Source organism: Nocardioides caricicola (genome assembly GCF_039541135.1).
GTDB lineage: Bacteria > Actinomycetota > Actinomycetes > Propionibacteriales > Nocardioidaceae > Nocardioides > Nocardioides caricicola.
In genome coordinates, this window is record NZ_BAABFQ010000008.1 from 276,937 (window position 1) to 301,747 (window position 24,811).

Annotated in this window: 18 protein-coding genes and 1 riboswitch; of the genes, 5 read left to right on the forward strand and 13 right to left on the reverse strand. The window is 72.9% G+C overall.

The genetic code is table 11. The annotated features are described in order from the left end of the window. Positions 1-67 precede the first annotated feature (67 nt). The 5 genes from groL to ABD875_RS18975 all read right to left on the reverse strand — a co-directional run bounded on the left by groL (position 68) and on the right by ABD875_RS18975 (position 13,225). Positions 68-1,693, reverse strand: coding sequence for a chaperonin GroEL (gene groL, locus ABD875_RS18955; RefSeq protein WP_345181124.1), 1,626 nt, complete (start codon positions 1,691-1,693; stop codon positions 68-70). Between the two features lie 229 nt (positions 1,694-1,922). Then, the gene (locus ABD875_RS18960; RefSeq protein ID WP_345181126.1) at positions 1,923-2,801 is read right to left on the reverse strand and encodes an ATP-grasp domain-containing protein; all 879 of its coding nucleotides are present in this window, start codon (positions 2,799-2,801) and stop codon (positions 1,923-1,925) included. A gap of 24 nt (positions 2,802-2,825) precedes the next feature. Then, positions 2,826-3,845, reverse strand: a complete 1,020-nt coding sequence (locus ABD875_RS18965) for a LacI family DNA-binding transcriptional regulator (RefSeq protein ID WP_345181129.1) — start codon at positions 3,843-3,845, stop codon at positions 2,826-2,828. Between the two features lie 248 nt (positions 3,846-4,093). Continuing rightward, positions 4,094-4,897: an SGNH/GDSL hydrolase family protein gene (locus ABD875_RS18970; RefSeq protein WP_345181131.1), complete on the reverse strand. Its 804-nt coding sequence runs from the start codon at positions 4,895-4,897 to the stop codon at positions 4,094-4,096. A gap of 78 nt (positions 4,898-4,975) precedes the next feature. Next, positions 4,976-13,225 (reverse strand): carboxypeptidase regulatory-like domain-containing protein, encoded by an 8,250-nt coding sequence (locus ABD875_RS18975; protein WP_345181134.1) that lies wholly within the window; start codon positions 13,223-13,225, stop codon positions 4,976-4,978. A 194-nt stretch (positions 13,226-13,419) separates the two neighbouring features. Here ABD875_RS18975 and ABD875_RS18980 point away from each other — a divergent pair, with 194 nt between their 5' ends. The 3 genes from ABD875_RS18980 (at position 13,420) to ABD875_RS18990 (ending at position 15,325) form a co-directional block, all read left to right on the forward strand. Continuing rightward, the gene (locus tag ABD875_RS18980; protein ID WP_345181136.1) at positions 13,420-13,788 is read left to right on the forward strand and encodes a YciI family protein; all 369 of its coding nucleotides are present in this window, start codon (positions 13,420-13,422) and stop codon (positions 13,786-13,788) included. After that, positions 13,755-14,135 carry a YciI family protein gene (locus ABD875_RS18985; RefSeq protein WP_345181138.1) on the forward strand — a complete coding sequence of 127 codons (381 nt, stop codon included), beginning with the start codon at positions 13,755-13,757 and terminating at the stop codon, positions 14,133-14,135. Before ABD875_RS18980 ends, ABD875_RS18985 begins: the two co-directional genes overlap by 34 nt. A 185-nt stretch (positions 14,136-14,320) precedes the next feature. Beyond that, positions 14,321-15,325, forward strand: coding sequence for an RNA polymerase sigma factor (locus tag ABD875_RS18990; RefSeq protein ID WP_345181140.1), 1,005 nt, complete (start codon positions 14,321-14,323; stop codon positions 15,323-15,325). A 74-nt stretch (positions 15,326-15,399) separates the two neighbouring features. Here ABD875_RS18990 and ABD875_RS18995 read toward each other — a convergent pair whose 3' ends face one another. From ABD875_RS18995 to ABD875_RS19020, 6 genes are all read right to left on the reverse strand, one after another. Continuing rightward, a complete protein-coding gene (locus ABD875_RS18995) occupies positions 15,400-15,678 on the reverse strand; it encodes a MoaD/ThiS family protein (RefSeq protein ID WP_345181142.1) in 279 nt (92 codons plus the stop codon). A gap of 21 nt (positions 15,679-15,699) precedes the next feature. Continuing rightward, a complete protein-coding gene (gene thrC, locus ABD875_RS19000) occupies positions 15,700-16,965 on the reverse strand; it encodes a threonine synthase (protein WP_345181144.1) in 1,266 nt (421 codons plus the stop codon). Positions 16,966-16,972: 7 nt separating this feature from the next. Further along, positions 16,973-17,093: riboswitch (SAM riboswitch) on the reverse strand. Between the two features lie 98 nt (positions 17,094-17,191). Beyond that, positions 17,192-19,501, reverse strand: coding sequence for an endopeptidase La (gene lon / locus ABD875_RS19005; RefSeq protein ID WP_345181146.1), 2,310 nt, complete (start codon positions 19,499-19,501; stop codon positions 17,192-17,194). 54 nt (positions 19,502-19,555) lie between these two features. Then, the gene (otsB, locus tag ABD875_RS19010) at positions 19,556-20,395 is read right to left on the reverse strand and encodes a trehalose-phosphatase (protein ID WP_345181148.1); all 840 of its coding nucleotides are present in this window, start codon (positions 20,393-20,395) and stop codon (positions 19,556-19,558) included. A gap of 40 nt (positions 20,396-20,435) precedes the next feature. Beyond that, positions 20,436-20,921: a LytR C-terminal domain-containing protein gene (locus ABD875_RS19015; RefSeq protein WP_345181150.1), complete on the reverse strand. Its 486-nt coding sequence runs from the start codon at positions 20,919-20,921 to the stop codon at positions 20,436-20,438. Position 20,922: 1 nt separating this feature from the next. Continuing rightward, a complete protein-coding gene (locus ABD875_RS19020; protein ID WP_345181152.1) occupies positions 20,923-21,216 on the reverse strand; it encodes a DUF3263 domain-containing protein in 294 nt (97 codons plus the stop codon). Positions 21,217-21,285: 69 nt separating this feature from the next. Here ABD875_RS19020 and ABD875_RS19025 point away from each other — a divergent pair, with 69 nt between their 5' ends. Continuing rightward, complete coding sequence (locus ABD875_RS19025) at positions 21,286-22,299, forward strand: Gfo/Idh/MocA family protein (protein ID WP_345181153.1); 1,014 nt, start codon at positions 21,286-21,288, stop codon at positions 22,297-22,299. Positions 22,300-22,377: 78 nt separating this feature from the next. Continuing rightward, positions 22,378-22,824: a nuclear transport factor 2 family protein gene (locus ABD875_RS19030; protein WP_345181155.1), complete on the forward strand. Its 447-nt coding sequence runs from the start codon at positions 22,378-22,380 to the stop codon at positions 22,822-22,824. A 7-nt stretch (positions 22,825-22,831) separates the two neighbouring features. On the opposite strand, the gene ABD875_RS19035 is transcribed toward ABD875_RS19030, so the two are convergent. Together ABD875_RS19035 and ABD875_RS19040 are read right to left on the reverse strand one after the other, a co-directional pair. Beyond that, positions 22,832-23,476 carry a LuxR C-terminal-related transcriptional regulator gene (locus tag ABD875_RS19035; protein ID WP_345181157.1) on the reverse strand — a complete coding sequence of 215 codons (645 nt, stop codon included), beginning with the start codon at positions 23,474-23,476 and terminating at the stop codon, positions 22,832-22,834. Beyond that, a complete protein-coding gene (locus ABD875_RS19040; protein WP_345181159.1) occupies positions 23,473-24,774 on the reverse strand; it encodes a sensor histidine kinase in 1,302 nt (433 codons plus the stop codon). Before ABD875_RS19040 ends, ABD875_RS19035 begins: the two co-directional genes overlap by 4 nt. Positions 24,775-24,811: the final 37 nt, after the last annotated feature.

Here is a 24,811-nt window from a genome sequence, read left to right on the forward strand (position 1 = left end):
AGACGGCCGAACGGCCCCAGTCCCGGAGGACTGGGGCCGTTCGCGTGCTACGTGGAGCGGGTGGGACTCAGAAGTCCATGCCGCCCATGCCGCCGGACGGGTCGCCCATCGGGGCGGCCTTCTCCGGCTTGTCGGCCACGACGGCCTCGGTGGTGAGGAAGAGCGCCGCGATGGAGGCGGCGTTCTGCAGCGCGCTGCGGGTCACCTTGGCGGGGTCGATGATGCCGGAGGCGATCATGTCGACGTACTCGCCGGTGGCCGCGTTGAGACCGTGACCGGCCTCCAGGTTGCGCACCTTCTCCGCCACGACGCCGCCCTCGAGACCGGCGTTGACCGCGATCTGCTTGAGCGGGGCCTCGGTGGCATAGCGGACGATGTTGGCACCGGTGGCCTCGTCGCCCGACAGGTCCAGCTTGTCGAACGCGGTGGCCGAAGCCTGCACCAGGGCGACGCCACCACCGGCGACGATGCCCTCCTCGACGGCCGCCTTCGCGTTGCGAACGGCGTCCTCGATGCGGTGCTTGCGCTCCTTGAGCTCGACCTCGGTGGCCGCGCCGACCTTGATGACCGCAACACCGCCGGCCAGCTTGGCCAGGCGCTCCTGCAGCTTCTCGCGGTCGTAGTCGGAGTCCGACTTCTCGATCTCGGCACGGATCTGGTTGACGCGACCGGCGATCTGGTCGGCGTCGCCCGCGCCCTCGACGATGGTGGTCTCGTCCTTGGTGATGACGACCTTGCGGGCCTGGCCGAGCAGCTCGATGCCGGTCGACTCGAGCTTGAGGCCGACCTCCTCCGAGATGACCTGGCCGCCGGTCAGGATCGCGATGTCCTGCAGCATGGCCTTGCGGCGGTCACCGAAGCCCGGAGCCTTGACGGCGACGGACTTGAAGGTGCCGCGGATCTTGTTGACGACCAGGGTCGACAGCGCCTCGCCGTCGGTGTCCTCGGCCAGGATCAGCAGCGGCTTGCCGGACTGCATGACCTTCTCGAGCAGCGGCAGGAGGTCCTTGACCGACGAGATCTTCTGGTTCGCGATCAGGATGTACGGGTCCTCGAGGACCGTCTCCATGCGCTCCGGGTCGGTGACGAAGTACGCCGAGATGTAGCCCTTGTCGAAGCGCATGCCCTCGGTGAGCTCGAGGTCGAGCCCGAAGGTGTTCGACTCCTCGACGGTGATGACACCTTCCTTGCCGACCTTGTCCATCGCCTCGGCGATGATCTCGCCGACGGTGGTGTCAGCGGCGGAGATCGACGCGGTCGCGGCGATCTGCTCCTTGGTCTCGATGTCGATCGCCATGTTCGAGAGCTGCTCCGACACGGCGGCGACAGCGGCCTCGATGCCGCGCTTCAGACCCATCGGGTTCGCACCCGCGGCCACGTTGCGCAGACCCTCACGGACCATCGCCTGGGCGAGCACCGTGGCGGTGGTGGTGCCGTCACCGGCGACGTCGTCGGTCTTCTTGGCGACCTCCTTGACGAGCTCGGCACCGATCTTCTCGTACGGGTCCTCGAGCTCGATCTCCTTGGCGATGGAGACACCATCGTTGGTGATCGTGGGGGCGCCCCACTTCTTCTCGAGCACGACGTTGCGGCCCTTGGGACCGAGGGTGACCTTGACGGCGTCGGCGAGCGTGTTCATGCCACGCTCGAGACCGCGCCGGGCCTCCTCGTTGAAAGCAATCAGCTTGGGCATAACTCCTGCGATTCCTCACGCTTAGAGTTCGGGGATCCGGCTCGATGGGTTGCCCGCGACGGACGACCCTGCTGACCCGGCGAACCCTTCTCGCCGGCGCGGTGGGCCTCAACTGGCACCGATCCGGTTGTCACTCTCATGTCGAGAGTGCCAGCATCATGTTTAGCACTCGACCCCTGCGAGTGCAAGAAGCGGGGGTGGGCCCGCGGCCGGGGCCGGGGCGCCAGCCTCACCAGGTCCGCGGCAGCGCGCGGTTCGCGATCGCCTCGGCGAACGGCAGCGCGTTGAGCGGCAGGACGTCGAGGTAGAGGCCGGGCTCGGTGAGCTCGACCTCGCTCACGACCAGTCGTCCTTGGTGGCGCATCATGTCGACGCGGCCGTAGACGACCTCGGCGCCGAGCAGGTCGACGACGGTCGCGATCGCCTCCGCGGCGAGCATGGCCGCCTCGTCGGTCAGCTCCACCGAGCGCGCCGTACCGCCGAACTGCTCGTGCACGCGGATGTCGGTGGTGCTGGGCAGCTTCTCGACCTGGCTGACCGGGTGCCCGCCGATCACGAACACCGACGTCTCCCCGTCGTGGTGGATCGACTCGACCAGCGGCTGCACGATCCACGGCCCCTGGTGCCCGTCGGGCTGCGGCAGCCAGACGCGGCCGTCGGAGACCACCTCGATGTGCCGCCCGCCGGCGCCGACGCGCGGCTTCACCACCGACAGCCCGAACCGGTCGGCCGCGGCGCGGACGTCGAACACGGTGTCCGCGGCGACCGTCGGCACGACCGGGAGGCCGGTGTCCTGGAGCTCGACGAGGTAGTGCTTGTCGGTGTTCCAGCGGAAGACGTGCGCGCCGTTGAGGAGCGCCGGGCCGACCCCGGACGCCCAGCCCAGGAACTCCCCGAGCCGGGAGTCGTAGTCCCACGTGGACCGTACGGCGATCACGTCGGCCGCGCCCCAGTCGACCGACAGGTCGTCCCAGACGACCCAGCGGCTCTCGAGGCCGTTCGCGTCGAGCGCGCGGTCGAGGGCCGCGTGCCCGGGTTCGCCCTCGGCCCATTCCTTGCTGGTGACGAGCAGCACCAGCGGTGCCGTCGCCTCGCCGATCTGCTCCACGAACCGAAACCCTAGGGGCCCGGCTCAGCTGCTGTCGCGGATGACCAGATAGGTGGGCAGCATCCGTCCCGGCCGGTCCTCGGGGCCGGCCATCGTCTCGAGCAGCAGCGCGACCATCTCGCGCCCCATCTGCTCCGGCGACTGGTGCACGGTGGTGAGCGGCGGGTGCGCCGACAGTGCGACCGGGGCGTCCTCGAAGCCGACCACCGCGACGTCCTCGGGGACCCGGCGCCCGGCCTCGCGCAGCGTCTGGAGCGCGCCGAGCGCCATCAGGTCGTTGGCGCAGAAGACCGCGTCCACGTCCGGCGAGCGGTCGAGCAGCGCGCGCATCGCGGCGGCGCCGCTCTCCTGCCCGAAGTCGCCGCGCTCGACGAGCCGCTCGTCGAGCTCGCGCCCGGCCGCGGCGAGCCCGGCGACGTACCCCTGGAAGCGGGAGGAGCCGGCGACCATGTCCGCGGGCCCGGCGATCGTGGCGATGCGGGCGCGCCCGCGCTCGACGAGGTGCGCGACCGCGAGCCCGGCGCCCTGCACGTTGTCGACGTCGACGAAGCCGTGCTGCACCCCCTCGTTCGCGCGCCCCCCGACCACGACCGGCAGGCCGTGCGCGCGGATCCGGTCCGGCAGCTCGTCGTCGTCGTGCAGGGAGAGCAGGAGGACGCCGTCCACGTGCTGGCGGGTGAGGTACTCGTCGAGGGGACCGCGGCGCTCCGACGCCTGGGCGAGCAGCAGGACGAGCTGGCGGCCGGCATCGGCCAGCGCGGCGCCGATGCCGCGGATGATCCCCGCGAAGAACGGCTCGCCGAAGACCCGCTCCTCCGACTCCGCGATCACCAGCGCGACGGCGTCGGTCCGCCGGGTGACCAGGGCGCGGGCGTTCGCGTTCGGGACGTAGCCGAGCTCGGCGATCGCGTCCTCGACGGCCTGCCGCGCACGCTCGGAGACCTTCTCGCCGCCGTTGATGACCCGCGACGCCGTACCGCGGCCGACGCCCGCGCGCGCGGCGACCTCCTCGAGGGTCGGTCGGGGGCGCGGGGTGCGGTTCATGGGCGTCAGTATGCCGTCGGCGGGGCGGCGGGAGGGGCGAAGGCGGACGAGGTGCGGAGATCGAACGACGGGCCCGGGACGTCGAGGATCTCCCGGGCCCGCCGCACGGATGGGCCCGCCGCCGAACCGCCGTTCGGGGCGGGTGCTCCCGGGCCTTCCGTCGAGACCATCGCGCGGTCCACTCCTCGGCGGAAGGTCGGTCGTGGGAGCGTTCCCACCGCTCACTCTGGATCCTGCCACGACCCCTGTCAAGCACCAGGACCGCGATGTCCGTACGGGAGGTCCGCGCGCAGCCCGAGCGCCGCGAGCACCGACGGCAGCAGCGCCTTGGCCGTGCGCTTGTAGCCGACGCCGCTCGGGTGGAACCGGTCGAGGCTGAACATCTCGTCGGGATTGGTGATGAAGAACGGCCCGACCACCTGGGCCAGCGACACCGCGTGGGCGCCGGCGCGCACCGCAGCCGCCTCCTGCGCCAGCGCGAGCTGGCGCGAGGCGCGGGACCCGAGCGCGCGCAGCGGCTGGGGCACCGGCGTGAGGGCACCGAGGTCGGGGCAGGTCCCCACCACGACGCCGGCGCCCCGCTCGCGCAGCTCGGTCACCGCCGCCTCGAGGTGCTTGACCGCGTCGACGACCGGGACCCGGTGCGTCACGTCGTTGCCGCCCACGACGATCACCGCGACGTCCGGCCGGTACGCCGGCGGCAGCAGCGCCAGCTGCTCGCCGAGCATCGACGACTCGGCGCCGACGCGCGCCGCGGTCCGCAGCCGCACCGCCCGGTGCGTCTCCTGGGCCAGGCCGCGGGCGAGCCGGCCGCCGAGGGTGTCCTTGGGCCGGTCGGCGCCGAGCCCGGCCGCGATCGAGTCACCGACGAGGAGCAGCTCGATCGGCGCGCCGTACTTCTTCTTCCAGGTCCGGTCTGCGTCCGGGGCGACCTCGCCGAACGGCTTGCCGATGAGCCCGCGCGCGTGCGCGGCCTGGCGGTGCAGGAGCATTCGGACCGCCGCGGCCCCCGCCACCGTGCCGGCCGCCGTGACCGCGATCGTGCGTCTCATGGGTCCGTTGAAGCACGGGCCGGTGAACGGTCGTCGCCCCGGCGCAGAAGCCGGGGCGACGACCGGGACAACGGGCCGTCAGCCCGCCGTCCTCACCGCGAGGCCGTCAACCCGGACCACGGCGTGGCGCGACAGGACCACGATCCGCACGGTCCCGGTCCGCGGTGCGTCGAAGCCACGCAGCGGCACGACCGCGCGCTGGCGCTCCACGGACCCGAGGTCGACGGTCCCCACCCGGTCGCGGCCGAGGTACACCGCGACCCGCCCGGAGGCCCGGGCGACGACGAGCGCCAGCCCGGTGGCGTCCTCGACCCGAGCAGTCAGCGTCGCGCCGCGGGTCGAGGTCTGCGTGAGCGTCCCCTGGAAGGCCGCGTCGCTGCTGCGGCGCTTCCAGTCCCGGCCGCCGGCGAGCGCGCGGTCGTCGCGCGGCACCGTCCAGGTCGCCACCGCGGGCGTCGGGTCCACGTCGCCGTCCGCGTCTCGCGCCGCGACGGTGAACGTGTGCGTCCCGGGCCGCAGACCGGTCAGCCCCGTGCCCGCGCCGTCGCAGTCGCGGGCCACCCCGTCGAGCTCGCAGACGTACGTCGCTCCCGTCGCCGCCCACGCGATCCGGGCGGCCCGGCTCGTGACGAACCCGGCCGGAGCCGTCACCAGCACGGTGTCGGGCGCGTCCGCGGTCGGCACCACGGTGTTCGACGGCGCGCTCACCGGGCTGCTGCCGACCTCGTTGCGCGCGGTCACCGTGAACGAGTACGCCGTGCCCGCCGTCAGCCCGTCGACCTCGGTCGACGTCGCGTCGGCACCGACGGTCACCTGCCGCCCGCTGGGCTGGACGGTGACGACGTAGTCGATGAGCTCGGCACCGTTGTCCGCCGGCGCGACCCACGACACCGAGGCCATCCGCTCCCCGGCCTCGGCGGTCACGTCGACCGGCGCGTCCGGGACCTTGGCGACCGGGCCACCGGGGCCTCCGCCGCCGCGCACCGGCACGGTCAGCGACACGGCGTACGGCGCGGCCATCAGGCGGCCGCTGTAGTCCGCGACCCCGTCGACGGTCACCGTCACCCGGCTGCCCGCCGCCAGTGCGCGGGTCGGGGTGAACACCACCCCGCGCTGGAGCGCGGCCGCGTCGTCACCGGTGGTCGCGCCGACGGCGCTCCACGCACCGGGCACCTCGACGCCCTCGGCGTCGACCACCGACAGCGAGCGCGCGGCGATGCCGCTGCGCACCAGCCGGTCGAAGGTGATCTCGAGCCGCCCGTCGCGCACGACCGATCCGGTCACGTGCGGGAAGCCCTCCTTGACCATCGACACGTCGACGTCGAGGTGGGGCGGCAGCACGCGCAGCACCCGGCTCGACGCCGGACGGTAGCCCGGCTTGGAGTAGACGACCTTCCACCAGCCCTCCGGGACGTCCCAGCCGTAGCGGCCGGCGTCGTCGGTGGTCTGCGGGTTGATCTGCCCGAACCACTCGGCGTCCCACGTCGTCCACGGACCGTCCGCGGTCGGCGCGGTCAGCAGGGTCGCGGTGACGCCCGGGACCCGGACCGACCGGGCGCCCTCGTAGACGTAGCCGCTGGGGTCGTAGATCCAGACGGGGTCGGCTACCGGCTCGGGGAGGTCGTCCTTGTCGTCATCGTCGTCGTCCTTCTCGTCGTCCTTGCAGTCGTCGTCGAACTCGATGTCGGCGGCGAGCATCTCGGTCTGCCACTCGATCTCGTGGCCGATCGCCTTGTCGAGGCCCCACGCGATCATGCCGACCGCGAGGGTGCCGAGACCCATCGTCGCCGGCGCCAGCGCGGCGGCGCCGATGTTGAGCGCCAGCAGCGCGACCTCGGCCGCCATCGCCGCGTTGGCGAGGTTCCGGGCCCGGTCGACGTACTGAGCTGCCTTCGCCGGCGAGCAGCCGCCAGCGGCGGCGACGACCTTCGACAGCGCCTCGTACTTGTCCCCGGACCCGAGGGCGGACAGGATCCCGTCGAGCCCCTGGGCGCCGGTGAAGGCGAGCTGGTAGCCCACCCGGGCGACGCCGAGCGTGACCCCCACGGCGCCGGCCCTCGCCGGCACCGCCTCCGGGCCGATCGCGTTGCGCAGCATCGTGGCGAGCGTCCGGCCCATCTCGGTGCCGTCGGCCTCGGCCCGCGCCGCCAACCCCGGGATCGCCGAGAGCGGGATCGCCGCACTGACGTTCACCGTGTTGCCCGAGCGGGTCACCTTCGCGTCGTACATCGGGGAGCCCGTCGCCCGTTCCATGCGGATGTCCTCGGCGGTGGGCGTGTACGTCGTCCGGGTGACGGTCATCGTCGCGCGCATCGAGCCGCCGGGCACCGATGGGATGCTCGACGTGAACGCGCCGACCTTCGGTCCCGATCCGGAGGGGTCGGGCTGCTGGACGTCGCTGATCTCGAAGTCGCGGAACACCGGCGGCAGGTTGTCGCGGACCTCTGCCTCCGACTGCTCCGGCTGGGTCAGGTCCAGCGGCTTCGCGATCGCCTCGTAGTCGACCCGGATCGGGCCGCTGAGGTACCGGTCCGTCATCACCGCCCGGAACATGCCGCTGGTCTGCCGGATCGCGGTGAACCGCTGCGACCCGACGATGACGGTCGCGCTGGAGACCAGGCTCGGCTCGTCGAAGGTGACCTCGACGACCGTGGCCTGCCCCGGCACGAAGACGAACGGGAACCGCGCCATGCCCCGCCGCGGGTCGAAGTCGAAGCGCCGGCCGTTCGGGAAGGCGCCGTCGCGCTGGTAGAGCGAGATCCCGATCGGCACCGGACGGGTCGCGTCGACCTCGACGACGTGCTCGGCGAAGACCCGCTGGTCCTCCACGACCGTCTCGACGGTGACCCGGTGCTCGGTGCGCCCGCGCAGCTGCTCGACGAGGGTGACGGTGGACGACCAGAACCCGCCCGGTCCGACCAGCGCCTGTCCGACGGGGACGCCGCCGTCGAGGATCGCGACGACGTGCCCGATCGGCCCACGGCCGCTGAGGGGTACGACGTGCGAGCTGGTGGCTGCGGGCCCGGTGACGGTGACGCCCTGGACGGTGACGGTCGCCGGCCGGAGCGACTCCGAGACCCGGCTGGCGGGCGGGCCGTACCGGAGCTCGACCTCACCGACCACCCGGCCGGCCAGGTCGTCGTCGGCCCGCAGCTGGTAGCGCAGCGCTCCGGTGGCACGGCCGGCCAGGGTGCCGAGCGGGACCTCGACGTACGCCCCCACGGGCGTGCCGGTGACGGGTCGACCGTCGAGGATCAGGCTGCCCGCGACCAGCGTCGTACCGGCGGGGATCCCGATCCGGGCCACGACGTTCTCCGCCGGGGTGCTCTGGTTGCGCCAGGCGGCGCGCAGCTCGACGACGCCACCGGGGAGCACGGTGTCGCGGCTCGCGGTCACGACGTTGTCGGTGCCTGCGAACTGGGTGCGCCGGCGCAGGACCACGCCCTCGACGCTGAGCTCGGTGTCGGTCGGCGCCACGCTGAACTCGCGCTGCCCGAACCGATCGCCGGCGCTCGCCTCGATCACGTAGGTTCCCGGCCCGGGCACCTTGTGGTCGACGGTCGCGCCCCAGCGGCGCTGGGACGACACCAGCTCACGCCGGCCGTCGACCAGCCGGAAGACCTCGCTGGCGATGCTGCCGAGGTCCATGGCGTCCGCGAACCCGACCCGCACGGGCACCGGCGCGCTGGCGTGCAGCTCGATGACGGGCGTCACGTCGTTGGTGAGCGTGATCTTCGCGCAGGTGCGGGCGAGCCCGGCGCTGTAGCCGTGCACGCACCACTCCACCTCCTGGCCGAAGGCACCGTCGATCGAGAAGAGGGCCGAGCCGTCCTCCGCGGTCGGCGGGGTGGTGAACCCCTGGGACTGGCCGTCGACCCGGACCGACATCCCGACGTCCACGAAGGTGCGCCAGTCCAGCGGGATCGGCCCGACCTCGGTGGGGGTGCCCGGGGCGCGGGTGAAGAACCGCATCCGGAGCTGGTAGGTCTGCGGCCCGGTCAGGGTGGCGTCACGCGTCACCGGGCCGTTGCTCAGATCCACGTCGTGCCCGGCACGCAGCCGCCCCGACGTGATCGACAGCTGCCCGGGCCGGGCGAGCCCCTCGACCGTGTACCGGCCGGAGGCGTCGGTGCGCGCCTGGAACCCGAAGCTCCGCGTGCCGTGCTCCTGGGAGAGCGTGACCTGGGCGCCGACGACCGGGCTGCCGTCCTGGTAGCGCACGGTCCCGGAGACGCTGGCCCGCGCCAACGGCTGGGCGACCAGGTCGAGCCGGTTGGCGCCGGGCTCGAGCGTGATCGGTTCCGGGCGGTTGTCCTCGAGCGTGTCCTCGGCCCGGTAGCGCACCCGCACCTGGACCTGCTGGTCCTCCTGCAGCCCGACGAAGGTGGCGCTGTTGCCGGTGTCGAGGCTCTGGGTGCCGATGACCTGGTCGGTCCGGACGTCACGCAGCTCCGCCGAGGCGTTCCAGATGGGGCCGCCGCCGGTGCGGCCGACGACGACAGTGAGGCTGGCCGGCAGCACCGGGCGCAGGGTGAGCGCCGTCGCGAGGCCGTTGCGGACCGCGACCTCGGTCCGCTCGGCAGTGACCCGCCCACGCTCGTCCATGACCCGCGCGACGAAGTCGTCCCCCTGGAGGAGGTGGTCGTAGGTGACGACGTCCGCGCCCTGGACGCCCCGCGAGGCCCACTCGCCGGTGGACTGGCTGGTCAGCTGCAGGTAGCCGCCGGGCAGCGACTCGGCCGGGGCGTCGACGGTGACCACGACTCGGCTGCTGACGCGGATCGGTCCACGGGTGCTGGCCCGCTCCAGCTGGTGGCCGTGGCCGTCGGCGACGGTGCCGACCATCTCGTCGATGCGGGCGACACCGTCGACGAGCTCGAAGCCGCCGGTGTAGGTGCCGGGCGTGGCCGACTCGGCGAGCTGGACGATCGACGTCACGGACCTCGGGGTGTCCAGGAAGCGGTGCTCGTCGTCGTACCAGGACAGGTGCCGGACCGCCACGCTCACCTGGCGTCCGGGGTCGGCGACCGCGGTGATGGTCGCGGTGCTGCCCCGCTCGGCGACGTCCGGCCGGATCGTCGGGACGGTCCAGGTCAGTGACGAGAACGTCAGCGCCGGCGTGGTCGCCCCGGCGCGCTCGGTGAACGGACGCACGGTCTCGCCCGTGCGGACGAAGACCTGGAACGTGTACGCCGTCTCGGCGGCCAGGCCGCGGAGCTGGGCGCTGGTCGCGGTGCCGGCCAGCGTCCGCTCGTCGACCTGGGTCTCCCCGAGGTAGGTGCGCACCAGGAGCTCGCTGGCGCCGGTGGCGGCCTCCCAGGTCAGGTCGACGCCGCCGGGCCGGACGGTCGACCGCAGCGGACGGAGCTCGGTCGAGTCCTCCGGCAGCGTCCGCACGGTCGCGCTCGGGCCGTCGGTCGAGAGGCTGCCGCGACCGTCCACGGCCTGGACCGTGAACGTGTACGACGTGTCGGGGGTCAGGCCGGAGAGGTCGAGCCGCCGGGTGGCGGCGTTCGTGGCGCCGACCAGCGTGGCGCCCTGGTAGACCCGGTAGCCGGTGACGGCGGCGTTGTCGGTGGCCTCGCTCCACTGGAGCCGCAGGGTGCGGGCGCCGATGCCGCCGGCCGGTGCGCCGAGGGTGGCGTCGTCCGGCCACTCGGGCGGGACGACCTCGCCGAGCGCGAGCGCGACGAAGTCCCGGTCCCCGCCGCTGTGGACCTCGGTGTCGACCTCGAGGGCGAGGATCGAGAAGTCGGACGGCGCCGAGATCTCGTTGATCCCATCGGCAGCCGGCCGCCCCGCGGCGTCGCGCGAGACCAGCTCGGCACTGTCGTCGTCGAGGTCGACGAGCCAGGCCTGGTCCCGGTCCTCCTCCGGATGCCCCCCGGGACTCAGGACCAGCAGGGACTGCCCGTCGCCGGAGATCTCGAGCTGCTCGACGCCGGCGCCCTCGGGACCGCCGGCGTCCGAGAAGAGATCGACGCGCCGGTCGGTGCCGGCGCTCCGGTCGGCCACCCGCACACCCGCGTTGAGGTAGTAGCCGCTCTCGGTGTACGTGACGTCGCCGTAGGCCACGAACCGGCCGTCGTCGCTGAGCGACGGGTGGTCGACGACGCCGTCGAACACGTCGACCCCGTCGCTGAACGGTCGCACCTCGTCCTCGGCGCCGCTGGCGAGGTCGAGGACGTGCAGGCCCCAGGCCCCGAGCTCGAACTCGCTCCATGCCAGGGTGCTGCCGTCGGCGCTGAGGCCGAGCAGCGTGCGCGACTGCGACTTGACGTCGATGACCTCGCGCGAGAGCTCCGCGCCGGTGTCGCCGAGCTCGACGACGGCGATGTCGAAGTAGACGACGTTCTCCTCGTCAGCGCCCTGCTGGGCGAGCGCGAGCCGCGAGCCGTCGGCCGAGAGCGCCAGGCTGTCGGTGGTGAAGCGCGGATCGAACATCCCGGACCACGGCCGGCGATCGGGCTGCGCGAGGCGGTGCAACGTGTTGCTGGGCCGGTCGAGCACGAACGCGTCGAGGTCGTAGTCGTCGTCGCCCTCGACCAGACCGCCCTGGGTCGTGAGGAAGGCGACCCGCTGGCCGTCCCCGCTCAGCGCGAGCATCCAGGTGTCGATCACCTCACCGTTGGGCGCGATCAGCGGCTCGTCCTCGCCGGTCACGTTGTCGTGCAGCACGATGCCGGCGAAGTCGCCCGGGGGGTCCGTGGGCGCGGCCGACGGGCCGTCGCTGCGCTCCTCCTCGCAGTCGCACCCGGCCTCGGTGTGAGCGCGCAGCGCCACGACGGTGCCGTCGGAGCTGATGACCGGGAGGCTGCTGCGGACGGCGGGACGCCCGTCGACGGACACGTCGAGCGGGACGACGTCGTACGACGCCGGGGTCGGGCGGTCGACGACGATCTCGACCTCGGCGACCCCGTCGCCGCTGGGCACGTCGACCGGGCGACCGGTGCGGATGCCGTCCGGGAAGCCGGGCGGCGGGTCGGCGACCACCCGCTGGGTGGTGCCCTGGTCGAGCAACAGGCCGAAGCGGCCCTGCCGGTCCGTGGACGCGTAGCGCACCACGTCGGGACGCGCCTCGGACCCGTACGCGCGGACGTCGGCGCCGCGGACCGGGAGCCCGTCGGCGGTGACGACCCGGCCGACGACGTTGGGGCGCGCGAAGACCAGGTCGGTCTCGAACGGCACCTCGGGCACGTCGATCGCGTAGGACGTGTCGAGGTACGACGCCTGCGGCGTCGGCGCGTAGAGGTAGACCTGGACCTCCCCGGGGGGCAGGTCGAAGCCGAAGCGGCCCTCGGCGTCGGCGCGGACGTCGGCGGACCCGTGCGCCTCGGAGTACGCCTGGACCCGCGCCCGCGGCACCGGGTCGCCGTCGGGGGTGCGCACGACGCCGGTGACGGTGGGCCCACCCAGGGACACGTCGGCGATCGCGGGCGCGCCGGGCGTGTGCTCGGCGGTGACCTCGACACCGTCCTCGACGGCGCCGACCCAGCCGTCGGCGTTGGCGTCGACCGGCGGGTCGACGGCGATCCGGAACGTGCCCGGCGCGACGCGGAAGCCGAAGCTGCCGTCGCTGCGGCTGGTCATCTGCAGGTCGGCCAGGGACTGCCCGGACATGTTGATCGCGCGCACGGTCGCGCCGGCCACGCCGGTCGTGCCGTCGGGGGCGAGCACGCGGCCCCGCAGGTTGGGCTGGGCGAGCTCGAGGTCGGCGGTCGTGACCCCGGACTCGGTGGTCTCGACCGTCCGTGCCCGGGGCACGTCGAGGGCCGGGTTCACCTCCGGCGGCGACACCCAGAGCCGGACGTCCCAGCCGGCCGGAACGGCGAGCCGGTACGTGCCGTCCGGGTAGGTCCACGCCTCCTGGTGGCCGCGGGCGGTGCTGATGACCCGCGCGCCGGCGGCCGGGCTGCCGTCGGATCGAGACACGACGCCGCGGAGGTTGCTGACCTGGAGCGCGAGGTCGAGCACCTCGTCGGCACCGCGGACCGAGACCTGCTGGAACGCGGTCGCGAGCAGCTGCGGGTCGTCGACAGGCGGTGTGGCCAGCACGCCGTAGTCGCCCTCGGCGAGATCGGCGACGGCGTACTCGCCCTCGGCGTCGGTCGTCGCGGTCGCGACGACGACGTCCCGGTCGGCGTCGCGCACGGTGACGACGACCCCAGCGACGCCGGCGCCACCGGTGGTCACGACCCGGCCGCTCAGCGGCATGCCCGGCGTACCCGCCGTCGCCGGTGCCGTGCCGGTCAGGGCCGGGAGGCCGAGCCCGAGGACCAGGGCGAGCGCGAGGGCGCGGACGAGCAGGCGGAACGAGAGCGACGGCATGATGGGTCTCCCAGGACGGTCGCGGCAGGTGGCCCGCTGACCTTCACAGGCCCGCTGTCCCAGGCACCTGAGCCGGATGTCCTGGATGTGCGGGACATCTTCACCGGCGCTGGTTCACCGGCGCTGTCGATCTCGGGGCTGCTCGCCCGTCATCGCGGTGTCAGACTCATCCGCACGACGAGAGGAACCCCCCCATGACCACGTATGTCGTCCTGCTGCCCGGCGACGAGTCCGTCTGGGAGAACGCGACCGAGGAGCACCGGTCCGCGGTCTACGCCCGGCACGGCGAGTTCTCCCGGGCGCTCGAGGAGCGCGGCCACACGATCACCGGTGGCGCCGAGCTGGAGCACTCCCGCGAGGCGAAGGTGGTGCGGCGTACGGCGTCCGGCACCGTCGTGACCGACGGGCCGTACGCCGAGACCGTCGAGCAGCTCAGCGGTTACTACGTCGTGGAGACCGACGACCTCGACGACCTGCTCGAGGTGTGCGGGATCCTCGCCGACGGCGACGGTCCGGTCGAGGTGCGCGCGTGCCTCGGCGGCGCGGACGGGCCGACGTCGTGAAGTTCGTGCTGCTGATGGCCGAGCAGGACCACTTCGACAAGTGGGACGCTGCGGACCAGGCCCTGCGCGACCGGGTGGTCGCCGACTTCCAGGCGTTCGACGCCGCGGTCGCCGAGCGCGGCTCGGTGGTCGGTGGTGACGCGCTCGGTCGTCCCGAGACCGCGCGCACCGTGCGGCCGGGCGCGGACCGGGCGGTCACCGATGGCCCGTTCGCGGAGACGGTCGAGCAGATCGGCGGGTTCTACGTCATCGACGTCGAGTCCATCGACGTCGCCGTCGAGCTCGCGGCGCTGCTGCCCCAGGAGTACACCGTCGAGGTCCGGCCCGTCCTCGAGGTCGACCTCTGACCTCGCTCGAGTCGCTCCTGCGCGAGGAGTGGGGCCGGCTGCTGGCCCTGCTCGTCGCGCAGTTCCGGCGGCTCGACCTGGCCGAGGACGGCCTGGCCGACGCGTTCGAGGCCGCCGCGCGCACCTGGGACGTCGTCCCCGACAACCCGCCGGCGTGGCTGCTGACCGCCGCGCGCCGGCGGATCGTGGACCGGCTCAGGTCCGAGGCGGTCGCGGCCCGGAAGCTGCCGCTGCTCGCGGTCGACGCGTCCCTGCAGGAGGAGGCGCAGTCGTTCATGGCGTCGTCCGGGGAACCGCTGCTCGACGAACGGCTGCGGCTGGTGCTGCTGTGCGCGCACCCCGTCCTCGCGCCGGAGTCCGCTGCGGCGCTGACGCTGCGGCTGGTGCTCGGTGTCGCGACCGAGGACGTCGCGCGGCTGTTCCTCGTCCCGACCCCGACGATGGCGGCGCGGTTGACCCGGGCGCGCAAGAAGCTGGCCGGGGCGTCGTTCGAGGTCCCCGCCGACCTGTCGTCGCGGGTGGCCGTGGTGGCCGACGTCGCCTACCTGGCGTTCACCGCCGGCTACGCGCCCGGGTCGGGTCCGGACGTCGTGCGGACCGAGGTCGCGGGCGAGGCGATCCGGCTCGCCCGGGTGCTGCGCGCGGTCGTCCCGACCACGGACGTCGAGCTCGACGCGCTGCTGGCGCTGATGCTGCTGCAGCACTCCCGCCGCGATGCGCGCGTCGTCGACGGGCGGCTGGTGCTGCTGCCGGACCAGGACCGGTCGCGGTGGCGCGTGGACGAGATCTCCGAGGCGCTGTCCCTGCTTCGGCCGTGGACCGGCGCACCGCCCTCGCCGTACCTGCTGCAGGCGCTGATCGCCGCCGAGCACGCGATCGCGCCGTCGTCGGAGGCGACCGCGTGGGACCGGATCGCGCTGCGCTACGAGGAGCTCGAGTCGCTGACCGGCTCGCCGGTCGTCCGGCTCAACCGCGCGGTCGCCGTCGCCGAGGCGTCCGGTCCGGCCGCCGGCCTGGCGCTGCTCGACGGCCTGGTGCTGCCCGGCCACCGGCTGCCCGCCACCCGCGCCGAGCTGCTGGCCCGCTGCGGCCGCCTCGACGACGCGCGCACGTCGTACGACGAGGCGATCGGCCGCTGCGCCAACCTCGCCGAGAGGGCTCACCTGGTCGAGCGCCGCGCCAGCTTGTAACGCGGGGTTATGACCTCTGGTGACCCCGAAATTTCAGGGTTACCAGAGGGCGTAACCCCGCGTTACAAGCGGGATCAGCAGCCGCCGGCGACCGCCGGGATCACCGAGATCTGGGTGCCGTCGGGGGTGGGGGTCGCCAGGTTGTCGAGGAACCGCACGTCGTCGTTGCCGACGTACACGTTGACGAAGCGGCGCAGCTCGCCACCCTCGTCGAGGATCCGGCCCTTGATGCCGCTGTAGCTCGCGTCCAGGTCGTCGAGCACCTCGGCGAGGGTGGCGCCCGAGGCGGACACCTCGGACGCGCCCTCGGTGTAGGTGCGCAGGATGGTCGGGATCCGGACCGAGACAGACATTGCAGGGCTCCTCGAGAAGGGTCAGGCCAGGCTGGTGGCGGCGAAGGCGGCGTACGTCGGCGCGATGGTCGCGACCGGGCCGACCCGGCCGGAGACGGCGTCGAGGGTCTTCAGCCCGTGGCCGGTGTTGATCACCACGGTCTCCAGCGAGGTGTCGAGCTGGCCCGTCTTCACGAGCTTCTTCAGCACCGCGACGGTGGTGCCGCCGGCGGTCTCGGTGAAGATGCCCTCGGTGCGGGCGAGCAGCACGATGCCGTCGCGGACCTCGTCGTCGGTGACGTCCTCGACCGCGCCGCCGGTCTCGCGGCAGATGTCGAGCACGTAGATGCCGTCGGCGGGGTTGCCGATGGCGAGGCTCTTGGCGATGGTGTCCGGCTTGACCGGGCGGATCGCGTCGACGCCGGCCTTGTAGGCGACCGAGACCGGGGAGCAGCCCTCGGCCTGGGCACCGAAGACGCGGTACGGCTTGTCCTCGACGAGGCCGAGCTTGATCAGCTCCTGGAACGCCTTGTGCACCTTGGTCAGCTGCGAGCCGCTCGCGACCGGGATCACGATCTGGTCGGGCAGCCGCCAGCCGAGCTGCTCGGCGATCTCGTAGCCCAGGGTCTTGGAGCCCTCGGCGTAGTACGGACGGACGTTGACATTCACGAACGCCCAGCCGTCCTCCTCGCCCGCGATCTCCGAGGCGAGCTTGTTCACGTCGTCGTAGTTGCCGTCGACGGCGACCAGGGACTCGGTGAAGATCGCGGAGTTCACCTGCTTGGGCTGCTCGAGGTTGCTCGGGATGAACACGACCGTCTTGATGCCGGCACGGGCGCCGGCCGCGGCGACGGCGTTGGCGAGGTTGCCGGTCGACGGGCAGGCGAAGACCTTCGACCCGAACTCGCGGGCAGCGCTCAGCGCGCACGCCACGACGCGGTCCTTGAAGGAGTTGGTGGGGTTGGTCGAGTCGTCCTTCACCCACAGGTTGTCGATGCCGAGCTCGGCGCCGAGGTTGTGGGCCTTGAGCAGCCGGGTGAAGCCGGGCTCGGTGTTGGGCGACGTCTCGATGTCGGCCGGCACCGGCAGCAGCGCCTTGTAGCGCCAGATGTTGCGCGGGCCGGACTCGATCTCCTCGCGGGTGACCGCGGGGAAGTCGTAGGCGATCTCCAGCGGGCCGAAGCACTCCGGACACGCGTAGTGCGGCCCGAGCTCGACCTGGTGGCCGCACTCGCGGCACGACAGGCCGGTGGCGTTGCCGAAGGCACCGGCTCGCAGGCTGGGCTTCTCGATGACAGGTGCGCTCATGGAGTCCTCCTCATCTTTCCGACGCGACCTTCGCGCCGGACGGATTTGGCACCGGGCCCGCACGCGGGTGCGTGCGGCGGTTGCCGGGACTTCACAGGGCCGTATCCCTCAGTCCCTCTGGATGAGCTGAGAAAGACTGTACGTCGCCCGTCTCACCATGTGCACATCGGTTCCGCGATGTGGGACATGAGCAAGACGGGCGACGTACGTCGTGGTCGCCGAGGGATCAGGCGGCGGCGGTCGCGGCGCTCTCCTGGACGAGGGCACCCCGGACGACGTCCAGGACGTCACCGACCACGTGCACGGTGAGCGACTCGAGCACGTCGGCGGGGACGTCGTCGAGGTCGGGCTCGTTGCGCAGCGGCACGAACACGTCGGTGAGGCCGGCCCGCTGGGCGGCGAGCAGCTTCTGCTTCAGCCCGCCGATCGGCAGCACCCGCCCGTTCAGCGTCACCTCACCGGTCATGCCCACGTCGGAGCGGACCGGGCGACCGGTGAACAGCGACGTGAGCGCGGTGACCATCGTGATGCCCGCGGACGGGCCGTCCTTGGGCGTCGCGCCGGCCGGCACGTGCACGTGCACGGCCCGGTCGAACGCCGACGGGTCGATGCCGAGCTCGGCCGCGTGGGACCGGACGAACGAGAGCGCGATCTGCGCGGACTCCTTCATCACGTCGCCGAGCTGACCGGTCAGCGTCAGACCCGCGGTGCCGTCGGCCGCCGACGCCTCGATGAAGAGCACGTCGCCGCCGAGGCCGGTGACCGCGAGACCGGTCGCGACACCCGGGACCGACGTGCGCTCCGCCGACTCGGGCGTGAAGCGCGGCCGGCCCACCAGCTCCTTGAGGTCGGGCTCGTCGATGCCGACGTGCTCGGCCCCGGTCGCGAGCCGGGTCGCGGCCTTGCGCAGCGCCTTGGCGAGCAGCCGCTCGAGCTGGCGTACGCCGGCCTCGCGGGTGTAGTTCGCCGCGAGCTCGCGCAGCGCGGCCTCGGAGACCGTGACCTCGTCGGGCGTCAGCGCGGCCCGCTCCAGCTGCCGCGGCAGCAGGAAGTCGCGGGCGATCGCGACCTTGTCGTCCTCGGTGTAGCCGTCGAGCGTGACCAGCTCCATCCGGTCCAGCAGCGCCGACGGGATCTGCTCGACGACGTTCGCGGTCGCGATGAACAGCACGTCGGACAGGTCCAGGTCGAGCTCGAGGTAGTGGTCGCGGAACGTGTGATTCTGCGCGGGGTCCAGCACCTCGAGCAGCGCCGCGGCCGGGTCTCCCCGGTAGTCGGAGCCGACCTTGTCGACCTCGTCGAGCAGCACGACCGGGTTCATCGACCCGGCCTCCTTGACCGCCCGCACGATGCGGCCGGGCAGCGCGCCGACGTAGGTACGCCGGTGGCCGCGGATCTCGGCCTCGTCCCGCACGCCGCCGAGGGCGACGCGGACGAACTTCCGGCCGAGGGCGCGCGCGACGGACTCGCCGAGCGACGTCTTGCCGACTCCCGGAGGACCGGCGAGCAGCACCACGGCGCCCGAGCCCCGGCCCCCGATCACCTGCAGGCCGCGCTCGGCGCGGCGGGCGCGGACGGCGAGGTACTCCACGATCCGCTCCTTGACCTCGTCGAGGCCGTGGTGGTCGGCGTCGAGCACGGCGCGGGCCGCGACGACGTCGTTCGAGTCCGCGGTGGTGACGTTCCAGGGCAGCTCGAGCACGGTGTCGAGCCAGGTGCGGATCCAGGCGGCGTCGGGCGCCTGCTCGCTGGAGCGCTCGAGCTTGTCGACCTCCTTGAGCGCTGCCTCGCGGACCTTCTCGGGCAGGTCGGCGGCCTCGACGCGGGCGCGGTAGTCGTCGGCGCCCTCGGGCTCGCCCTCGCCGAGCTCCTTGCGGATCGCGGCGAGCTGCTGGCGCAGCAGGTACTCGCGCTGCTGCTTCTCCATGCCCTCGCGGACGTCCTCGCCGATCTTGTCGGTGAGCTCGGCCTCGGCCAGGTAGTCGCGGGTCCAGCCGATGACGCGCAGCAGCCGCGACTCGACGTCCGGGTCCTCGAGCAGCTCGCGCTTGCGGTCGGTCGACAGGTACGGCGCGTAGCCCGCGGTGTCCGCGATCGCGCTCGGGTCGGTCAGCTGGTGGACCTGGTCGACGACCTGCCAGGCCTCGCGTCGCTGGAGCACGGCGACCACGAGCCGCTTGTACTCCTCGGCGAGCTCGCGGGCGCGCGGCGTGACCACGTCCTCGACCGGCTCGACCTCGACCCACAGGGCCGCGCCGGGACCGGTGACGCCGCTGCCGATGGCGGCCCGGGAGCCGGCCTTGAGGACCGCGGCCGGGGAGCCGCCGGAGAAGCGGCCGACGCGCTCGATGGTCGCGACCACGCCGTACGACGCATAGCGGTCGTCGAGGCGCGGGGCCACGAGGACCTTCGACTCACTGCCGGCGCGCGCTGCGTCGATCGCGGCCTGCGAGGACTCGTCCAGCTCCAGGGGCACGACCATGCCGGGGAGCACGACGACGTCGGTGACGAAGAGGACGGGGAGCTTCAGTGACATGCCTCCAGAACGTCCCGCACCGGGGCGGTGTTCCGGAGAGGGCCTCCTGTTCGCTCAGGACGAACGCGCGTCGGCGATCAGCGTCCGGAGCAGCTCGAGCACGCCGTCCGGTCCGTGCACCACGACGTCGGACAGCGGGACCAGCGCGCTCTCCTCCGCCGACGCCGAGCACACCAGCAGCGTCGGCATGCCGTCCTTGGCGAGCCGCTGCACCGCCTCGAAGGCCTCGACGTCGCCGAGGTCGTCGCCCGCGAACAGGAACCCGCCGGCGCCGGTCTCCGCGACCAGCCTCTCGACCGCCTTGCCCTTGTCCATGCCCGGTGAGCGCACCTCGATGACGTGGCGGCCGGGCTCGAGCACGAGCCCGTTGCGCTGGGCGAGCTCGCGCAGCGGCGGCAGCAGCCGCGTGAACGCGGCGTCCGGGTCCGGCAGCCGCCGCGTGTGCACGGCGTGCGCGAGCCCCTTGTCCTCGACCCACGCGTCGGCGGCGTCGGCGTTGCGCAGCGCCCGCGGCAGGTCGCGCAGGAATGTCGCCAGCCCGTGCGGCGGCCGCGGCGAGACGATCCGGTGCTGGGTCGAGCTCCAGCGCTCGTTGCCGTACTGGCCGAAGAGGTACAGCTCCTTGCCCGCGTCGCCGATCGCGTTCCCGACCTCCTCGAGACCCCCGAGGTCGAGGGCCTGGCGGGCCGGGCGGCCGGTGATCACCGCGACCGCGGCGACCACGTCCGCGAGGTCGACGAGCACCTCACCTGCGTCGGGGTGGATGTGCGCCTGCTCCGGGTCGTCGACGATCGGCGAGAGGGTGCCGTCGAAGTCGAACGCGACGACCGCGCGTCGGGCCGCGCGCACGAAGGCGGCGTACTTCTGCTGCCCGTCGGCGGAGGTGAACTCCATGTGTCCACCCAATCACCTGACCCCGGGGGCAGGTAAAGCGTCAGTCCAGCGGTGCGGTGAGGATCACGGTCAGGACCTCGGGCTTCATCGGGTCCACGGACGCTGCCGTGCGCTTGATGCCGAGGTCGAGGGCCAGCTGCTTCCCGGCCTGCTTGAGCTTCGCCGGGTAGTAGACGGTGCTGGCCGGGATGGTGCCGTACCAGTTGTCGGAGCCGACGACCTTCCAGCCCATGCCGCTGGCCCGCTCGGCCACGTCGCCGGCCAGACCGGTGATGCCGGAGTTGTTGTAGACCTCGACCTGCACGCTGCCGCGCTTGACCGCGGGCGGCTCCGGCTTGGGCTTGGGGGTCCGGGTGGGCGTCGCGCTCGGCGACTGGCTCGGCTGGGAGACCGGGGTGACCTCGCGCTCGGTCGGCTCGCCGCCGCGGGTCGCGACGAACGCGATCCCGGCCATCGCCACGGCGATCACGCTGAGCATCACCACCGGGGAGGGGTACGCCGCACCCCGCTGGTCGCGCGTCGGCATCTCAGACCTCGAAGCCGAGACGACGCGCCGAGCGCTGCCGCTGCCGGGCCGAACGCAGCCGGCGCAGCCTGCGCACCAGCAGCGGGTCGGCCTCCAGGGCCTCCGGGCGGTCGATGAGCGCGTTGAGGACCTGGTAGTACCGCGTCGACGACATGTCGAACTTCTCGCGGACCGCGGTCTCCTTGGCGCCGGCGTACTTCCACCACTGGCGCTCGAAGTCGAGGATCTCGCGGTCGCGCTCGCTCAGGCTCGGCGTGGCCTCAGAGGCTGCACCAAGTGCGTTCGCGGCGTCCATGGGAGCCATGGTAGGCGACGAACCACAACGATGTCATTCGGTTCCCGGGCGAGTCGCTACTGTCCTCGCATGAGCGACGACATCCGCTGGGGGATCCTGGCGACCGGCAAGATCGCGCACTCCTTCGCCCGGGATCTCGCGCTCGTGCCCGGAGCCCGGGTCACCGCGGTCGGCTCGCGCCGCCTCGAGAGCGCTCAGGCATTCGCGCAGCAGTACGGCGTCGCGGCCGCGCACGGCTCCTACGAGGAGCTGGTGAACGACCCGGACGTCGACGTCGTCTACATCGCCACGCCGCACGCGCTGCACCTCGAGAACGCCCGGATCGCGTTCGAGGCGGGCAAGCACGTCCTCTGCGAGAAGCCGCTCACGCTGCGCACCAGCGATGCCGAGGAGATGGTGCGGCTGGCCAGGCAGCACGACCGGTTCCTGATGGAGGCCATGTGGATGGCCTGCCACCCGGTGATCCGCGAGCTCAAGGACCGGCTCGCCACGGGGGAGTTCGGCACCCCGCGGCACGTACACGCCGAGCTCGGCTTCCGGGTCGACGCCGGACCCGACGACCGCATGTTCGACCCCGCGCTCGGCGCCTCGGCGCTGCTCGACATGGGGATCTACCCGCTGACGTTCGCGCACCTGATGCTCGGCCCGGCCGAGTCGCTGACCTCGGTCGCCGACCTCTCGGACCGTGGCATCGACCAGGACATCGCGATCGCCGCGCGCTACCCCGGCGGCGCGCTGGCGACGATGACCGCGTCGCTCACGGCGTACTCCTCGCGCAAGGCGGAGATCGCCACCCACCTCGGCCGCATCGACCTCGGCGACTTCCACCACCCGCCGAAGGCGGTGTTCGTCCCGCAGGTGCCCGGCGAGGGCAGCTGGGAGCTGGTGCCCGGCGAGCCCGTCGAGATCCTCGGCCGGGAACCGGTCATCGGGCAGGGCTACGGCAACGAGGCCGCCGAGGTCGGCCGCTGCCTGCGCGCGGGGCTGCGCGAGAGCCCGCTGGTGCCGCACGACCAGACGCTGACGCTGATGCGCCAGATGGACGAGCTGCGCGAGCAGGCCGGGGTCACGTTCCAGGACTGAACGCCTCCAGCCCGGCCGGCCCGGCCGACCACGCCGATGTCGAAGCCACCGGGCGTGGCGCGAACCTATGCTGTCGCGGTGGCCGACAGCGCGCGCGACATCGAGAACCTGCTCTACACCTACGCCGAGCGGATCGACGCCGGCGACCTGGACGGCGTCGCCGAGCTCTTCACCCACGGGCGGATCCTCGGCCAGGAGAACGGCCCGCCCGAGACGGTCTTCACCGGCCGGGACGGAGTCCGAGCGCTCTACGAGATGACGACGCGGATCTACGAGGACACCGGCACGCCGAAGACCAAGCACCTCACCACGAACGCGCGCATCGAGGTCGACGAGGACGCCGGCACCGCCACGGCGCGGACGAGCTACCTGGTCACCCAGGCCACGGACGCCCTGCCCCTGCAGGTGATCGTCACCGGGCACTATCACGACACGTTCCACCGCATCGACGGCCGGTGGTGGTTCCAGGACCGCACGATGTTCGTGGACCAGACCGGCGACCTCAGCCACCACCTGACGTTCTAGGCGACCCCTAGGAGCGCTGGAGGTAGCGCACCACGGCCTGCACGCGCCGGTGCGCGGTGTCGTCGTCGGGCGGCAGGCCGAGCTTCGCGAAGATCCGCTGGGTGTGCTTCTCGACGCCGGCGAGCGAGACCGAGAGGCCGTCGGCGATCGCCGCGTTCGACCGGCCCTCTGCCATCAGGCCGAGGACCTCCAGCTCGCGCGGCGTCAGGTCGGCGAGCGGGTCGCGGTTGCGGCCCATCAGCTGGCGCACCACCAGCGGGTCGAGCGCGGTGCCACCGGCCGCGACCGCTTCGAGCGCGCCGAGGAAGTCGTCGAGGTCGCTGACCCGGTCCTTGAGCAGGTACCCGACGCCGCCGTCGCCGGTCGCCAGCAGGTCGTCGGCGTACGAGACCTCGACGTACTGCGACAGGACCATCAGCCGCGAGTCCGGCCACGAACGGCGTACGGCGACCGCCGCGCGCAGCCCCTCGTCGGTGTTGCTCGGCGGCATCCGCACGTCGACGATCCCGATGGCGGGCCGGTGCTCGAGCATCGCCTCGACGAACGACGGACCGTCGCCCACCGAGGCGACCACGTCGTGGCCGGCCTCGGCGAGCAGCAGCTGCAGGCCCTCGCGCAGCAGCATCGAGTCGTCGGCGATCACCACTCTCACAAGGGGATCCTCGCGACGACCGTCGTGCCGGTCCACTCCGGGGAGGTGACCTCGAGCGTGCCGTCGACCGCGGCCAGGCGCTGGCGCAGGCCCGACAGTCCGAGCCCCTTGGACGCGTGGGCGCCCCCGATGCCGTCGTCGGCGACCCGGACCTCGACCACACCGCCGTCGGCGACGACCGAGACCGAGGCGGACTTCGCGGCACTGTGCTTGGCGATGTTCGTGAGCGCCTCGGCGACCACGAAGTACACCGCGGTCTCGACGTGCGGGGGCAGCACCTCGGGCACCTCGACGGTCGACGTCACCGGGACCACGCACTGGCTGAGCATCTCGTCGAGCGCCGCGGCCAGGCCCCGGTCCACCAGCAGCGGCGGCGCGATGCCGCGCGACAGCGAGCGCAGCTCGGCGACGGTCTCCCGGGTCTGGGCCAGGGCCGCATCGATCGTGGCGGCGGCCCGCTCGGGGTCCTGGTCGAGCTGCTTGCGGGCCCGGCCGAGGTCCATGCTCAGCCGCACCAACCGCTGCTGGGGCCCGTCGTGGATGTCGCGCTCGAGCCGGCGCAGCGACTCCGCCTCGGCCATCCGTGCCGCGTCCCGGCTGTCCTGCACGCGGGCGACCTCGGTCTGCAGCTCGGCGCGGCTGCAGAGCAGCACCTGCGCCAGGCTGGCGTGGATCGTGACGACCAGCCGCACCGCGTAGGGAAGCGTCAGCAGCAGGACGACGCCGAGCGCGAGGTTGAGCAGGCTCTCCGTCGTACGGCTCGACCCCAGGCCGAGCAGGGCCGCGAGTCCTTCGTCGTCGTCGCTCTCCGGGACCCAGCGCTGCCAGATCCAGTACGTCAGTCCGGTGCCCATCGCGGCCCACCACACGAGCGTGACCGCGAACGCGAGCGTGCCGGTGACGAGACCGACGATGGCCCACACGACCTCCAGCCACGACTGGGGGTCCCGCAGCGGCGTCAGCGCCCGGCGCCAGAACCCGGAGCCCGCCGGGGCGCAGACGTACGCCGGGGTCGGTGCGGTGCGACCGAGCATGCCGCGCATCCGGATCCGCTCGAGGCGGGCGAACCCGCGCGCCACCATCACCCCGACGCTGATCAGCAGCACGCCGCCGATGAAGATCGCCAGCGCGACCCCGAACGCGAGGTCGACGATCACGACGACGAACGCGACGAGCGCGATCGGGAACGCCGAGAGCGCGTAGCCGCTCTCGTAGAGCACCCGGCGGACGCCGGTCGGGCGCGCCGGGGCCGCGGTCGGCAGCGCACCGGCAGTGGGCATGGTCAGGGTCTCCGTCATGACTGAAACGCTAGGAACTACGGGGCCTCTGCACGAT

Excerpts from the sequence above, each read along its gene's own strand:
- ABD875_RS18965 (WP_345181129.1), bottom strand. The coding sequence starts at position 3,845 with ATGAACCGCACCCCGCGCCCCCGACCGACCCTCGAGGAGGTCGCCGCG.
- ABD875_RS18970 (WP_345181131.1), bottom strand. The coding sequence starts at position 4,897 with ATGAGACGCACGATCGCGGTCACGGCGGCCGGCACGGTGGCGGGGGCC.
- thrC (WP_345181144.1), bottom strand. The coding sequence starts at position 16,965 with ATGAGCGCACCTGTCATCGAGAAGCCCAGCCTGCGAGCCGGTGCCTTC.
- ABD875_RS19020 (WP_345181152.1), bottom strand. The coding sequence starts at position 21,216 with ATGGACGCCGCGAACGCACTTGGTGCAGCCTCTGAGGCCACGCCGAGC.
- ABD875_RS19015 (WP_345181150.1), bottom strand. The coding sequence starts at position 20,921 with ATGCCGACGCGCGACCAGCGGGGTGCGGCGTACCCCTCCCCGGTGGTG.
- ABD875_RS19025 (WP_345181153.1), top strand. The coding sequence starts at position 21,286 with ATGAGCGACGACATCCGCTGGGGGATCCTGGCGACCGGCAAGATCGCG.
- ABD875_RS18980 (WP_345181136.1), top strand. The coding sequence starts at position 13,420 with ATGACCACGTATGTCGTCCTGCTGCCCGGCGACGAGTCCGTCTGGGAG.
- groL (WP_345181124.1), bottom strand. The coding sequence starts at position 1,693 with ATGCCCAAGCTGATTGCTTTCAACGAGGAGGCCCGGCGCGGTCTCGAG.
- ABD875_RS18975 (WP_345181134.1), bottom strand. The coding sequence starts at position 13,225 with ATGCCGTCGCTCTCGTTCCGCCTGCTCGTCCGCGCCCTCGCGCTCGCC.
- otsB (WP_345181148.1), bottom strand. The coding sequence starts at position 20,395 with ATGGAGTTCACCTCCGCCGACGGGCAGCAGAAGTACGCCGCCTTCGTG.
- ABD875_RS18995 (WP_345181142.1), bottom strand. The coding sequence starts at position 15,678 with ATGTCTGTCTCGGTCCGGATCCCGACCATCCTGCGCACCTACACCGAG.
- ABD875_RS19040 (WP_345181159.1), bottom strand. The coding sequence starts at position 24,774 with ATGACGGAGACCCTGACCATGCCCACTGCCGGTGCGCTGCCGACCGCG.
- lon (WP_345181146.1), bottom strand. The coding sequence starts at position 19,501 with ATGTCACTGAAGCTCCCCGTCCTCTTCGTCACCGACGTCGTCGTGCTC.